Source organism: Streptomyces sp. NPDC000878 (genome assembly GCF_053599695.1).
Map to the genome: position 1 here is coordinate 35,600 of NZ_JBSFMT010000004.1, position 14,256 is coordinate 49,855.

Sequence of the window (14,256 nt, forward strand, 5' to 3'; positions counted from 1 at the left end):
CGCAGGCTTCCCAGGCGGCACGCCTGATCCGGCACAACGGCTGACCGGTCAGAGGTCTGCGCAGATCTTCCATGACTCAGGGAAGCGAGGAACCCCCAGGTCACAGACGGACCTGGGGGTTCCTTGTCGGGGTCGGGCCGGGCCGGCGGGGTCAGTTCCGGCGGCACCTGCCGACGTCGATCCGGACGATCTGCGGGTCGTGGTCGCTCGCCTGGTCGGCGAACTCGGCGTTGATGTGCACGACGTCGTAGTCGAAGTGCGTGACGGCCGGGCTGGTCAGGATGTGGTCCAGAGTCTGCGAGTTGCCGTCGTAGACGTACGTGTAGCGCTCGGCGGCCGGGAGGGTCTTGATCAGCGGGTTCAGGACCTTGCCGTCGGTGAGGGCGGTCATGGTCTGCGAGAACTCGAAGTCGTTGAGGTCGCCGAGGACGACGGCCTTGGCGTTCTTGTCCGCCTTGAGCAGGGACTTGACGAAGGTGTTGACCTCGGCGGCCTGCTGCTGACGCTTGGTCTCCGAGCTGCGGGTCGGCTCCTGGTTGCGGCCGTGCAGGGGCTGGTCGCCGCCCTTGGACCCGAAGTGGTTGGCGATCACGAAGACCTGCTCGCCGTGGAAGACGAACTCGCCGACCAGCGGCTTGCGGCTGCTGCCCCAGGCGTCGCTGGTGGGGTTGATCCGGCCCGGGGAGTACGTGAGCTGGGCGCCCTTGCGCGTCTTCACGACGCCCGTGGCCGTGGTGGGCGTGGCGGCGTCGGCGCCGGCCCGGTCGGTGAAGGAGACCCGCTTGGCGTTGAACAGGAAGACCTGGCGGATGTTGCCGCCGGGCTCGCCGCCGTCCTGGTTGTTCTCGGGGGCGACGTAACGCCACTGGTAGCGGGGGCCGCCTGCCGCGCGGATGGCGTTGGTGAACCGGGTCAGGGTGGCCTCGGAGGTCACCGTCCCGTCGTTCGTCGCGCCGTTGTCGTCCTGGATCTCCTCCAGCGCGACGATGTCGGGCGAGCTGAGGCTGACCGCGACCCCCTCGGCGAGCCGGTCGAACTTCTCCTGGCTGTCGAGCGCGTCCAGGTTCTCCACGTTGTAGGTGGCGACCGCCAGCTCGTCGCCCTTCTGGCGCCGGGTCTTCTCGGCCTTCAGCCCGTTGTCGACGTACGTCCCCAGCTGGGTGGCCTGGAGCGTGTAGCCGCCGAAGGACGCGTAGTCGAGCGGCCCACTCGTCGTGCCGGACAGTTCGTCGCCGACGTTCGCCTTCGGGAGGGCGTTCGCCGTGTCGAGCGACATCACCTTCATCCGGCCGGTGTTGGGCTGGTCGTAGGCGGAGTAGAGCGTGCCGCCGCGCACGGTCGGGCTCTCCTCCGGCTTCACCGTCACCCACACCTCGTCGTACTCCGTGGTCGCGCCGACCACCCGGACGTCGGCGGCCCGCACCCGCGAGCCCTCCAGCGCCTCGTAGAAGTCCAGGGCGTAGACCGCCGGTTCGAGCGGCAGCGCGTCGATGCTGCCACCGCCGGCGGTCGGCACGTACGCGTCCGGGACACTCGACGCGTCCAGCGTGACGGCCTCGGGCAGCGCGTTACCGCCGGACAGCACGGTCGCGGTCGGCCCGGTGATCTCCGTGACCGACTGGCTGGTGCTGCTCGGGTAGTACTCGGTGACCTTGCCCGTGACGAGGACGGAGTCCCCGACCGCCACGGTGGGGTTCGCCGACCCGGTGTACACGAAGACGCCCTCGCCGGTGCGGGGGTCGCTGTCGGCCTGCGGGTCCTGGATCCAGTACCCCTTCGAGCCGGAGGTCCGTACACCGGTGACGATGCCGGGAACCCGTGTGACCGTCTGCCCGGTGAGCGGGGAGAGACGGGTGGTGCCCTGGATGTCGTGGACGCGGAGGGCGCCGGGCTCGGTCGGTTCCTCACCGCCGCCGTCGTCGTCCCCGCCGTCGCCCGAATCGGGGCTCTCGCCCGCCGAGTTGACCGGGGACGGCGTACCGGAGGAGAGGTCGGTCGCGTTGTCGTCGGTGTCCGCGAGTGGCGCGGCGCGGGCGACGGAGGCGGTGTTGGAGGCGCCGGTGGCCGGGCCGCTGCCCTCCCGGACGAGGGCGCTGCCGTAGCCCACCAGATCGACGACGTTCGGGTCCGCCGCGCAGTCGGCGGCCGTCTTGCAGGCCAGCGCGGTGGTGCCGGCGACCAGGGCGAGGGTGCCGCTGGTCGCGCTCATCGCGATGGAGCCGGTCGCGTCGGCGGTCGGCAGCGCCGTCGTACCGCCGCTGCCCGCCCCCTCGGCGACCAGATAACGGCCGCCGGGCGCGACCGAACCGCTCAGCGCGGTCACCTGCCACTGCGAGGACGCCGACGGCGAACCGGGCAGATACTGCACGCTGTAGCCCGACAGGTCGTAGGCGGCCGAACCGGCGTTCCCGAGTTCGACGAAGTCCCGGACCAGGGTCGCCCCCGAGTTGCCCCCACCGCCGTACACCTCGGCGATCACCGCGGTCGCGGACGGCGCGGCGAACGCGGCGGGTATCGCGGTGAGGGCCAGCGCGCCGGCCGCCCCCACGGATATGAGCGGGTAGGCGGCACGCCGCGCGCGGGGTCTGCTTCCTGCGGATCTGTCGGATCTGTCGGATCTGGCCACGCTGGCGTCTCCTCGTGCTTCGGGCATGTCGAAGTGAAGGTGTGGGGGAGACGGCTCAAGTTACGCGCGTAGAAGAGGAGTCGCCAAGAGGCCGCGGGTTAATTTCCGGGAACGAAGGGGTGGGGAGCCGACCGCTCGGAATCCCTTCGGCAGACCGGGCGGTGGGTACGGCGGCCCTCTGACGCGCAACGACTTCCACGGCGACTGGAATTGCACCCGGCCCCGGCGCCGCGCCGGCCGCATGACATCATCGCCCCGCCCGGCGGCCGCGCCACGGGCCGCATCCCGAGAAAGGGGCCAAAAGCCCGCGCGAAGTGGCTCACCGCTTCCGTCGAACACGACGCGGACCAGGTGATTGCCGCCGCGTTCGACGAGGCAGAAGCCCGTGACCCGCAGCACCAGCGATGCTGGGTGGTGCTGGTCGACGGCGCCGCCCACCAGCTGGAGTTGATCCAGAAGGAAGCCGACCGCCGAGCGGTCACGATCCATATCGTCCTCGACATCGTGCACGTCATCGAGAAGCTGTGGGCGAGCGCACGGTGTTTCCACACCGCCACCGATCCCGCCGCCGAGACCTGGGTCGGCTTCAAAGCCGCCAGGATCCTGGCCGGCGACGCCTCGGGCGCCGTCCGTGACCTGCGCAGCGAAGCCGCACGCGGCCACCTCACCGACGAACAACGCGCCACGATCGACAAGACCTGCCACTACCTGGAGAACAACGCCGCCTTCGTGCACTACGACCAGGCCCTCGAAGCCGGCTGGCCCATCGCCAGCGGCATCGTCGAAGGAGCCGCACGCCACCTGGTGGCCGACCGCCTCGACATCACCGGCAGCAGATGGAGCGTTCCCGGCGCCGAAGCCGTTCTCACCCTCCGTGCCCTCATCAGCAACGGCGACTTCCCGCAATATTGGATCTTCCACACCCAGCAGGAACGCGAACGCCTCCATCCCCACCCCGACCAGCACCACTACGAACTCAGAGCCTGACCCTCAAGCTCACTTCAGAAGAGCCGCACCCGAACAGGATTGTCCCGTGGCTGGAGGAGAACGCCCCGGACATCGGTGGGGCCAGGTGATGATCCACCCTGCCCGTCCCGGCCACCCGTTCCAGGCCGCCAGCGTTTCTGCTGGTCAGCGCCCGTTCCAGCGTTCCAGCGTCCCAACATGATCGCTTTTTGTGGCGGGCGGAACAGATCACGGAACAAGCTGTGGCCGTCCAAGCAGTCCGCTGGACGACCCATCTTCCGCACCATGGAGATCTTCGATGCGTTCGCGACTTGCCGCCCGCTCCACCCGCCTCGCCCTGGCCGTGGCCGCCGCGGCTGCCCTCGCTGCCACCGCAACCCCGGCCGCCACCGCCGACAGCGGAAGCACCGCCGCGCGGGCCTGTGCCACCAACGACCTGACCTTCAAGATCACCTCGAAGACGCAGGCAGGTGGCTACCTCCTCGTCACCGCCAAGGCCAAGTCCGGCATCACCTGCTACCTGGAGGGCGTCTTCCCCTCCGCGTCCTTCGGCTCCGCCGCCGACACCGAGGTGCAGCCCGTCCAGCACAGCGTCAGCGACGACGTCGTCCTCTCCGGCGCCGCCGCCTACGCCGGCATCAACCCCAAGTCCACCAACAACGAGAACGGCAGGCTGTTCGAGAAGCTCCACCTCTCCGTCACAGGCGACGAGGACAACTTCGTCACCCTCGACCTCCCCCACACCGTCCAGGTCGACCGCCCCCTCGCCACCAACTGGCACGCCGACCCCGCCGACGCCGTCCCCTACAGCTGACCCCCGCGACGGACGCCTCCACAGCGCCCGTCGACAACAGCGTCGCCCGCCTCCTGTCCTGGTGGCGGGCGACAGACGGCTGACCAAGGAGTTTCCGTCCGGCGGAAGTCCTCTTGCCGGGGTGGAGGATCCTCTTCGTCTTGAACGGTGTGCGTCTCGGCTGGGCAGCCGCGTATGAGGTCCTGATCGGTATTACCTCACCAGCCAAGGTCGACCCACAATGGATGGCGTGGCGGTTGTCCCTGACAGGTTGGGCCGCAATCCCCGCCTTCATCGGCGGCACCGTCGGCTACCTCATCACCGTTCAGATCCAAACGCACCAAGCCCGCGACTTCCTCCGCCACGACCGGGCGCTCGCCCGGGGCTGGCCGATCGGCAGCGGCGTGATCGAGGGCGCGGCCAGGCATCTGGTCGCCGACCGCCACAGCCAGAGGGGGACTGGATCGTGGCCGCCGGGCAGGCCGTCGACCTCCAGACGGATCAACGTGCCCTCGATGACGGGGAGTTCGCTGGTGTGGTCGATCCACGCGGAGCGGGTGGTCAGACGAGGATGGATGCGGTCCCAGGCGGTCGCGCGAACCGTGCCATAGCGGTCGGTGACCTGCACCGTCGCGGCATCGGGCTCGCCCCAGGTGCCAGGCTTGGCGAAGCGGAACTCCTTGCCGTGCTTCGGCGGGCGCCCGCCCTGTGGCGGTGAGATCCACGGCACCGGGACGGGCTTGCGCATCACGCGGTCCGCGCGCATCCGCCCGAGGACCTCCACCGGCAGTCCTTCCAGCAGATAGGCCATGCGCGGAGCGTCGTAGCCTGCGTCGAAGACGATCAGGATGTCGTGGTCGCCCTGCTGCCACTGCCCCATGTCGATGAGGTTCTCGACCACGCGTCGGACCTGGGCCGCGGTGACCTCGGCGACATCATCGGTCGGCCCCATCCTCAGCGCGTCCAGGATCTGGCACCACGAGGTCCGGCCAGACTCCAGCGCGGCGACGAACGAGTAGGGCCAGCCGGGCACGAACTGGTCCGACGAGCGTCCGCTGCGGCCATAGACGTGGCAGAAGAGGCGGTCCGCACTGGTCGGTGCGTCCGGCCGGAGCCAGTGGGTGACGTCCACTGCCAGGACCAGGCGCCGGTCGGCGGCCTCGGGCTGCGGCAGCCCGGCCAGGACCTGCCGCAGCCGTGGCACATCGACGTTCCCGCTGTTCAGCGCGTCGTACATCGCGCCGTGCCCGCGACGGTGCTCCGCCGTCAACGTGAGGTCCACCGGTGTGGTCACCGGTCCGTCCGCGCACAGCAACACGTCGGTCAGCTCCAACAGCGTGTCCCCGCGTACGGGCAGGCAGTCGAAGAAGTCGTCCCGGAAGTGTGACGCCACCGCGAACGCTTCCCGCCGGACGCCAGGTTGCAGCAGACTCATTCCCCCACGGCCTTCGTACTGGTCAAGTGCCTCTTTGGTCGGAGCACAGGATCAGACGGAGGCCGTGTTCACGTCCCCGGAATCCTCGTACGAGCGAGCGCGTTCGGGACATCGTTCGAGCCGATAGGCGGCTCCGTCACACCATCTCGGCGCTGATGACTATGTCAACAGCGCGGGCCCATCCCTGCGGGTCGTCGACAGAAACCTGTACCCGCCGCCTGCCCGGTTTCCCAAGCAGGGAAGTGGTGAACCGGCTCTCACCGACGACATCCCCCACGACGAACCGTCCATCGTTCAGCAGGAGATGCCCGTCGAACACCGTGGTCAGAGTCCCCACATCCCGTCCCCGGTCATCCGCCTCACCGTGATCAACGAAGATTCGGACCTTGACCAGCGCCACCTGGGCCCGCACCCGAACGATGACGTGTGTGTCGCAGGCTGCCGCAGGCTCGTTGTTGAGAGCCAGTGTCGTGGGGATCCACTCGGTCGAACCGAGCGCCATCACCGGGTGATTCACATACAGGTCAATCCCTGCGATCTTCACAGCAACGACTCCTATTCCATCCGTGACGCTCCCGGAGGATAGGGCCCCGCACTGACAGAGGCATCAGCGCCAGAGGTTAAAGAACAAGCTGAGAGCCTGTTTCTGAACCGGGTGCTTCGGTCGTGCGTGTCAGCGCTTGGTCCCGTCACTGTGTGGTCATGCTGGGGGACAGTGATGCCGGAGATGACAGAGGTTCGGGCAGAAAGCCGTCAGGCAGACAGCAGGTAGCGCACCGCCGTCTCTGCCAGATCGGCGATGAAGGCGTCGTCCTCGACAGGCACCGGCCGGGCGAATCCCGGGCCGTAGGCGACACGGATGACCGACGCGGCGAAGACAGTGCTGAAGCAGGAGTGCACCGCAGTTTCGACATCGGGGAGCGTGATGGCGTCCGCCACCCGAAGGACCACCCTGGCGAATCCGTTCCCGAGCTCCTGGCTGTAGCGGGAACCTCGGCGCCGGATCTCAGGATGTGACGCGGAGGTCAGGACGACGGCCCGCAGGAACCGTTCGTGGCGCAGGAACATGCCGACCGTTTCGGCCACTGCCGCGCGGACGAGTTCGGCAGCGGACAGGTCTGCCCAGCGGCTGTTGTCGGAGAAGACCTGCTGCTCCGCGCGCAGGCTCTGGATGCCGTGTTCGTAGACGGCGAGGAATAGAGCGTCCTTGCTGGCGGTGCGGGCATAGATGGCCGGCGGCGCGACCGCGGCCCGCTCGCATACGGCGGCGATGGTGAACGCCTCGTACCCGCCGTCCTCCAGGATCGACACTCCGGCATCGAGCACCCGGTTCCACGCCTCGCGACTGCGACGCTGCCTGGGCGGCCGGATCTCCAAATCGGCAGCTTGCGCCGCTTGGGCCTCGCCCATGACCTCAGCCTCTCGTTCCCCGGGGTGCGTGCACAGGTCTTGACTGAACCGTAGTCCACACTACAGTCTGCGGCTAACAGTAGCGCTCGCTATTGTTTCCTCTCGATGACGCGAGGTGTCCCCATGCTCATGCCGAACAACCCCGGCGGCCGCGTCGCCGTCCTCGGCGCCGGTCCGGCCGGTATGGCCGCGGCCCTGTCCATAGCCCAGGCCGGTCACGAGGTCGTTGTCTACGAGCGCTACCGCGAGGCGCGGCCGGCCGGCAACATCCTCAACCTGTGGCCGCCGCCCCTGAAGGCGCTCCGCATCCTCGGAGTGGACACCGAAGACCTCGGCTCCCCCACGGATTCCGAGTTCCGCAACCTCCGGGGCCACGTGCGCGCGCACGTCAAGCAGGACCCGGAGACCAAGCGCGCATACGGCGGCGGATTCATCGGACTGCTACGGCCCGAACTGTACGAGCGGATGCTCGCCGCCATCCCGCCGGGCACCCTCCGGTTCAACCAGCAGGTGACCCGGATCGAGCAGAACGACCACGCGGCCACTCTGCACTTCTCCGACGGCACCACAGCCGAGCACGACGTACTGGTCGGCGCCGACGGCATCGACTCGCTGGTACGGCGCACGCTGTGGGGGGATGCGCCCAAGCGCGAGCACCGACTGCACATCTTCGGCGGATTCACCTTCACCGACGTCGACGGCACCGAACCGAACAAGTCCGTCCTGACGCACAGCAGGACAGTGCAGGGAAGCTGGACATCGATCCGACACAAGGGCCGCGACGGCTTCCAATGGTGGGTACTCACCGCCACCGACCCCGACGCCCCGGCACCGTCCGACCTCAAGGCCGCGGCCACCGCCACCGCCGCGGAGTTCCCCGCGCCCCTGCCCGGGCTGATCGCCCAGACAGAGCCGGACAACGTCCAACGCTGGGTGCTGCGCGACCGGCCCCGCCTGAAGCAGTGGTCCAAGGGACGGTCCACCCTCGTGGGCGACGCGGCACACCCGACCTCCCCCTACGCCGCCTACGGCGCAGGCATGTCCATCGAGGACGGCTACTTCCTCGGCCGGGCCCTGCGCGGCATCGACCTCACCGACCTCACCGCCGTACAGCGTGCGCTGCAAAGCTACGAGGACCCGCGCAAGCCCCACACCGCCCGGCAGGTCCAGCAGGCATACGTTCTCGGCCAGGTCTTCCACCACGCGCCGACACCACTGCGGCCGGTCCGCGACTTCATCCTCGACCACACCCCGCTTCTGCAGAAGGTCGCCGGCGACACCAACCCCCGCGAAATCCAGAAGCAACTGGCCCTCATCCAGGACTGACGTACCGCTGGAGCGGAGCTGGTCGATCCTACGACGAGGGGTCCTGGTCAACGTCGCCTTCACTGAGAAGCCACTCAACGGATCACGGAACGTGCAGATCAAACAGGGTTCCTGGTCGGGTGATCTTCCGGCGGTACGCGCATGAAGACAGGGCCTCTCGGTAGCTCGGGGATGCGAATCCAACCGAGCAGTGCCGGAAGGCCCTAGTGTCGTTGCTATACGCGTCCGAACCTGTTCAGTTCAACTCGGCTGCTCCATCGTGTGACTGTCTCGCACATGTGTACGGCAACGCGGCCGACCATCCGGACCGGGAGCGCCGGTATCCCTCCGACATGTCGGACGCGGAATGGGCGGCTGTGCGGCCGTTGCTGCCGGTGCCGGCCTGGCTTCAGGGCAGAGGCGGGCAGCCCGAGGGCTACTGCCACCGCCAGCTGCTGGACGCGATCCGCTACCTGGTCGCGGGCGGGATCTCCTGGCGGGCGATGCCCGCGGACTTCCCCGGCTGGGGCCGGGTCTACGCCTTCTTCCACCGCTGGCGCGAGCACGGGCTGATCACAGAGTTCCACGACCGGCTGCGCGGACGGGTTGTGGTCCGACGAACTGGCCTCATGTTTTGGAGGTTTTGATGCGTGCAGGTGTCGTTGTCGCTGCACAGCCCGGTGTGAAGGATCTCGCCGTGCGGGCCAAGGAGTTGGGCTAGCACAGCTTCTGGGTCAACGACACCCCGATGGTCCACGCTGCCCCCTTCGTTGCCTTGGGTCTGTGTGCGAAGGCCACCAGCCGCATCAGGCTCGGTATCGGCGTGACCTCACCGGCGCTGCGCTCGGCCCCGGCCGCCGCGAGCGGGCTTGCCAGCCTCAACGCCCTGGCGCCGGGCCGGATCATCTGCGGGGTCGGCACCGGGAACACCGCCCGGCGCACCCTGGGCATGGCGCCGGCCGCGGTGGCCGGGCTGGAGAACTTCACCGTCGCACTGCAGGACCTGTGCGCCGGACGTTCGACCGAGTACCGCGAAGGTGACCGGGTCCGTGACGTCCGCTTCCTGCACGCAGGGGCGCACGTGAACACCGTCGACCCGATCGAGTTCGTCGTGGCCGCGCTCGGCCCGCAGGCCGCCGCCGTCGCCGGCCGCTGCGGCACCGGCCTCATCTCCTTCGGTCTGCTGGACCCCACCGCCTGGCACGCGCTGCACGACACCCGCCGTCACGCCGCCTTGGGCGCACCCCGCGCCTCTGACTCCCACGCGGGTTCCTACGCGGTCACCTCGCTCCACCTGCTCGACGAGGACGAGGACCCCCACGGTGACGCGGCCCGGGACGCGACGGGCCACCTCGTCCTGTCGCTGCTGGCGTTCGCCGCCGATACAGCCGCTGGCACACCCGCCTTCGCCGAGCAGCTTGGCCCCGAGGAAGGCGAGGCGGTGCGGCGCCTCCTCGTCCGGCGAGGCACTACCGCCACCGCGCCGGATCGGCACACCAAGCTCTACCCCAACTACCTCGGACGCATCGCACCGCAGGACCGGGACCTGGTTCTGCCCTCGCTGATGAACACCCTGGCCCTGGTCGGCATCCGCGACGACTTCCTTGCCTGCATCATCGCCCTGGAACAGGCCGGCGTCGACGAACTCCTCATCCAGTCGGTGATCGACCCACCCAGCGAGATGGCCCAGCTCGCGAAACTCCTCACCTGAACTGACCCGCCGCACGCGGCAGAGCCCGGGAAGTGGACCAGAGCCGGTTCTCGTGGGCATGGCCAGGGTGGGTAAGCGCGGCGGGAGAATAGTGCGTTCGGAAGGCAGCGTTCTGCCAGGCTCGTTCGACTTCATGGTGTGAACGATGCGTGGGGAAGCTGGACGGGTTGGGCGGGTTGGCTGTGTTCGATGGCTCGGGCGCCCGGATTGTGGTGGGGAATGTGTCTGGTGCCCGCTCTTGTAGCCGCTGGCCGTCTGCTGGCGGAGTGGCAGCGGAGAACCACGTTGGTGGCGTTGGTTCGGCAGGCCCCGGCAGGGACCGTGGTGGTCCAGGAACGGGGCAGGGGTGGGCCGGCGATGGAGGTCCGTGTCGGTTGCGAGTCGATGGCGGACCAGGGCGGGAGGAGCGCGTGACGCAGCGGCGTATCCCGCAGGAGACGGCCGAGCGGGTCGCGGAATTATGGGATCGGGAGGCGGCAGGGCTGATGAGATACGCCATGGTGCTGACCGGCGGCCGGGAAGCGGAGGCCGGGGACCTGGTGCAGCAGGCGTTCATGGCCGCCGCCAGGGACTGGGAGACCCTCGGCCGGCGGGGTCCGGACGGCCATTGCGCCTGGTTGCGTGTGGTCTGCCGCCGGAGGTGGATCGACGGCATCCGCCGTGCGAAGCGGCTGGAGGAGGCGCTTCCGGAGCTCTCCGAGCGGTACTCGACTGATCAACCGGATCCGGCGGATGTCGTTGTCTCGCGCGCTGCGGTGGCCCGTTGCTGGGAGGTGATCTGCGCACTGTCGCACAGACGCAGACAGGTCGCGGTGTTGCACTTCTACGAGGGATATTCGGCGGTGATGATCGCTGAGCTGCTGGATATCCGACCATCGGGCGTTCGCAAGCACATCACCCGAGCCCGAGAGGTACTGCGGCGTGAGGTGGGTCCACTCCTCAGTGCGCAGAGAGCGGGGCACACGCTCAAGGCACGAGAGGGGGCGCGTTCATGACACACAACCCCGGCAGCGACCGGCCGGTCAGCCGGAGCACGTCGATTCCCGCCGTGCTCCGGCAGGCTGAAGCTGAACTCGCCGTCAACAACACGGACTTGGCTCAGCGCCGACAGCAACTGCTCGACTGGATGGCGGAAGAGGTGGAGGCCGCCCCTGACTCCGGCAGCGATTCCTCCGCACCGGCCATGCTCGTACCGGATCCGGCGACGGGAGAGGAGAGAAGGCTGGCCCTTTCGGAGGCCGCCGAGGTGATGGGCCTCTCTCAGACGGCGGCCGGCTCGCTCACGACCAGGCAATACGTCCCGGACGATTCCGCGGACCATGCCCGACGGGTGCTGCGGCGCGCCAAGAACGAGGACCGACCCGGACAGGAGACACACCGGCTGCTCCAAACCGCGCTCGCCCACAACATCACCCAGTGCTTGATCCGCCGGTACCGCATCGATGGCCGTGACGCCGGGGGCACGGCGATGTACGAGCATGCCTTCCTGCTGATCGACGGCAGCGAGGTCAGCCTCTGGGAGGTCGAACGCACGGCCGCACCCGATGGGTCGTACGTGTGTGAGGTGTACGAGAGCGAGGACGCCGCCCGGAAGGCGATGGAACGGCAGGTACAGGTCCGCTGACCACTGGGCGCTGGGGGCAAGGGTTGGCTCCTGGGCACTTCGGAGCACGGCAAGGGCGGCACCTCTCCCGTTGCAAGGAGTGAGGGGCCAGGCGCTGTTGCGCTGTGCCGTGCCGGTCGCAGACGTGGAGGTGCATGTGTGAGCGCGTGGTTGCGCGGGCTGTTCGCCGGGTTCTACGTCGTGGCGTTCACTCTCTGTGAACGGACCGCGAACACGCGCTCAAGGCCGTGGCCGCGTTCGCCAAGACCTATGGAGCGAAGTTCCCCAAGGCCGTCAAGAAGATCACCGACGACGTGGGCGAGCTGCTGGCGTTCTACGACTTCCCCGCCGAGCACTGGATCCACCTGCACACCACGAACCCGATTGAGTCGACCTTTGCCACCGTCCGGCTGCGGACCAAGGTCACCCGAGGCGCCGGCAGCGCGCCCGCTGCCCTGGCCATGGTCTTCAAGCTCGTCGAGTCCGCCCAACAGCGGTGGCGGGCCGTGAACGCACCCCACCTCGTCGCCCTCGTCCGCGCCGGGGCCCGTTTCGAACGCGGCCAGCTCGTTGAACGGCCACAGCCGACCGCGGCGTGAACAGGGTGGCGGACCTGCGTCGAAGTTCGAGATCATCCGGCCATGTCGGATGGCACGCCAGGACAGGACCTTCCGGTCGGCTTCGGGTTCCGGCCGTATCGCGGCGACGAAGACCACGGCGCCATGGCCGCGGTGCGGCTGGGTTGTGCTGAACGGGACCAGGCCGATGCCCACTCGGTTGTGGAAGGGCTCCCGACAGCGGCCGAGATCGCCGAAGCCTCTGCCACGCTGAAGGAGCCGTCCAAGAACCAGATCCTGATAGTGCGCAACGGAAGCGTCGTCGGCTACTCGACGATCCGGTGGTGGCAAGAGCGGGACGATACGTGGCTCTACCTGCACCGCGGCTACCTCTTGCCCGAGCATCGCCACCAGGGCATCGGCTCAGCCATGCTGAGCTGGGCCGAGGAGCGGATCCGCCAGCTCGTCAAACAGCATGGAACGGCGCGGACGGCAGTGATCGGAGCGAACGCCATGGCCTCCGAGCAGGAAGCCACGGCGCTTCTGCTCGCAGCCGGCTACCGACGTGTCTTCAGCCTGGTCGAGCTGGAGCTGGGCAATCTGCAGCAGTTGCCCGAGCAGGACAGCGAACTGCCGGCCGGGATACGGACAGGGCCGATCGGGGCAAGCCACTACCGCGCAGCCTGGAGGACGGTCCTCGATTCGTACGCGGACACCGGTTTCACTCAGAAATGGCCTTTCCAGGACTTCGTCGACACCGCCGACCCGGCATGCTGGCGGGCTGCATGGAACGGGCAGGACATGGTCGGCGTCGCCCTCTGCTCCATCCGCCGTCACGACCACACCGTCGGCGAGGTGGAAGAGCTGAGTATCCGCACGGACCAGCGACGCCTCGGAATCGGCCGGGCCCTGCTGCTGGACGGGCTGCGGAGCCTTCGCGAGCAGGGTGCAACGACCGCCCGGCTGTTCACGGACACGGCAAATCCGCACCGGTCCTACGACCTTTACGAGAGTGTGGGGTTCCGACGGCAGAACGAGTACGTCCGTTACCGCAAGCCACTTGCTTGACCGACCGGCCATTGCGCTGTCCGGCCAGTCCACAAGATTTGACAATGCCTCGTGAGATCGCCCGCAAGGGCGTGCCCGCCCCGATCCAGGCCGGCAAGCGGTGGGTCGTGGAACGAACGCACTCGTGGATGAACGGCTACGGCAAGCTACGACGCTGCACCGAGAAGAACAGCACCGTCGTCGAGTTCTACCTCCACCTGGCCGCAGCACTCGTCACCCTCCGCATGCTGATCCGCCACGCCACCATTCACTACCGCTGGGATCAGCGTCCCACCACACGCCGCCTCAAGTGATCCGTTTGCCGGTCGGTCTTACTCTCTCTGCGTGCCTTCTCTCCTGGACCTTCTGCAGTCCCTTGAAGAACAACCTGCCGAAGCGGTCATCTACGCGGCCAAGCCATGGACGGCCGCCTCAGACGCGGTCGCCGCAGCATTCGACGCGCCGCCGCACGGCCTTGCCTATCTACTCGAAGTCGTACTGGCTCAGGACGTCCTCGAAGTGTGGTCGTCCTGGCGGCACGGAGCCCGGCCCAGCCCCCTGGAGAAATGCCAGGCAGTCATCCACTACGCCGAGCACGACGCGTACCTGGATCCGCCTCGCTGAACACCACCACACAGCAACAGAGGCTTCGACTGCCGTTGATAAAGAACAAGCTAAGGACCTGCTTCCGAACCCTGACTGCCCAGGTCAGTGCGCGATGGGAGAGAGCGGCGAAAGGATCCGCCGTTCGCGGAACGGTCACCGTTGTGGGAAGTCGAACGGATCGCCTGGGACCGCTGGTG

The 14,256-nt window shown here is 68.2% G+C and carries 11 protein-coding genes and 5 pseudogenes; 12 read left to right on the forward strand and 4 right to left on the reverse strand.

Translation table 11 applies throughout. The features are described from left to right. Positions 1–151: 151 nt before the first annotated feature. Positions 152–2,548: a lamin tail domain-containing protein gene (locus ACWDR4_RS05360; protein WP_450404637.1), complete on the reverse strand. Its 2,397-nt coding sequence runs from the start codon at positions 2,546–2,548 to the stop codon at positions 152–154. Positions 2,549–2,977: 429 nt separating this feature from the next. On the opposite strand from ACWDR4_RS05360, the gene ACWDR4_RS05365 reads away from it, so the two are divergent. The 3 genes and pseudogenes from ACWDR4_RS05365 to ACWDR4_RS05375 all read left to right on the forward strand — a co-directional run. Next, positions 2,978–3,613 carry a hypothetical protein gene (locus ACWDR4_RS05365; protein WP_450404137.1) on the forward strand — a complete coding sequence of 212 codons (636 nt, stop codon included), beginning with the start codon at positions 2,978–2,980 and terminating at the stop codon, positions 3,611–3,613. 277 nt (positions 3,614–3,890) lie between these two features. Further along, positions 3,891–4,406: a DUF4232 domain-containing protein gene (locus ACWDR4_RS05370; RefSeq protein WP_450404139.1), complete on the forward strand. Its 516-nt coding sequence runs from the start codon at positions 3,891–3,893 to the stop codon at positions 4,404–4,406. A 149-nt stretch (positions 4,407–4,555) separates the two neighbouring features. Further along, positions 4,556–4,666 (forward strand): annotated as a pseudogene (locus ACWDR4_RS05375) (hypothetical protein); the annotation flags it as partial. A gap of 149 nt (positions 4,667–4,815) precedes the next feature. Here the strand turns inward: ACWDR4_RS05375 and ACWDR4_RS05380 are convergent. From ACWDR4_RS05380 to ACWDR4_RS05390, 3 genes and pseudogenes are all read right to left on the reverse strand, one after another. Then, positions 4,816–5,820 (reverse strand): annotated as a pseudogene (locus ACWDR4_RS05380) (transposase); the annotation flags it as partial. Positions 5,821–5,956: 136 nt separating this feature from the next. After that, positions 5,957–6,364, reverse strand: a complete 408-nt coding sequence (locus ACWDR4_RS05385) for a hypothetical protein (protein ID WP_450404142.1) — start codon at positions 6,362–6,364, stop codon at positions 5,957–5,959. A gap of 209 nt (positions 6,365–6,573) precedes the next feature. Continuing rightward, entirely contained in the window at positions 6,574–7,230 is a 657-nt protein-coding gene (locus tag ACWDR4_RS05390) for a TetR/AcrR family transcriptional regulator (RefSeq protein WP_450404145.1), read from the reverse strand. 123 nt (positions 7,231–7,353) lie between these two features. On the opposite strand from ACWDR4_RS05390, the gene ACWDR4_RS05395 reads away from it, so the two are divergent. The 9 genes and pseudogenes from ACWDR4_RS05395 to ACWDR4_RS05435 all read left to right on the forward strand — a co-directional run bounded on the left by ACWDR4_RS05395 (position 7,354) and on the right by ACWDR4_RS05435 (position 14,077). Beyond that, complete coding sequence (locus ACWDR4_RS05395) at positions 7,354–8,556, forward strand: FAD-dependent oxidoreductase (protein WP_450404148.1); 1,203 nt, start codon at positions 7,354–7,356, stop codon at positions 8,554–8,556. A gap of 332 nt (positions 8,557–8,888) precedes the next feature. Beyond that, a complete protein-coding gene (locus ACWDR4_RS05400; RefSeq protein WP_450404150.1) occupies positions 8,889–9,182 on the forward strand; it encodes a transposase in 294 nt (97 codons plus the stop codon). Further along, positions 9,182–10,246, forward strand: a pseudogene (locus ACWDR4_RS05405) (LLM class flavin-dependent oxidoreductase). The gene ACWDR4_RS05400 and the pseudogene ACWDR4_RS05405 overlap by 1 nt, the downstream one beginning before the upstream one ends. A gap of 410 nt (positions 10,247–10,656) precedes the next feature. Next, positions 10,657–11,241 carry an RNA polymerase sigma factor gene (locus ACWDR4_RS05410; protein WP_450404151.1) on the forward strand — a complete coding sequence of 195 codons (585 nt, stop codon included), beginning with the start codon at positions 10,657–10,659 and terminating at the stop codon, positions 11,239–11,241. Beyond that, the gene (locus ACWDR4_RS05415; protein WP_450404153.1) at positions 11,238–11,870 is read left to right on the forward strand and encodes a DUF6227 family protein; all 633 of its coding nucleotides are present in this window, start codon (positions 11,238–11,240) and stop codon (positions 11,868–11,870) included. Before ACWDR4_RS05410 ends, ACWDR4_RS05415 begins: the two co-directional genes overlap by 4 nt. A 203-nt stretch (positions 11,871–12,073) precedes the next feature. Then, positions 12,074–12,448: pseudogene (locus tag ACWDR4_RS05420) on the forward strand (transposase); the annotation flags it as partial. Positions 12,449–12,490: 42 nt separating this feature from the next. After that, entirely contained in the window at positions 12,491–13,474 is a 984-nt protein-coding gene (locus tag ACWDR4_RS05425) for a GNAT family N-acetyltransferase (protein ID WP_450404156.1), read from the forward strand. Positions 13,475–13,527: 53 nt separating this feature from the next. Continuing rightward, a pseudogene (locus ACWDR4_RS05430) lies at positions 13,528–13,767 on the forward strand (IS5/IS1182 family transposase); the annotation flags it as partial. A gap of 31 nt (positions 13,768–13,798) precedes the next feature. Further along, a complete protein-coding gene (locus tag ACWDR4_RS05435; RefSeq protein ID WP_450404159.1) occupies positions 13,799–14,077 on the forward strand; it encodes a hypothetical protein in 279 nt (92 codons plus the stop codon). Positions 14,078–14,256: the final 179 nt, after the last annotated feature.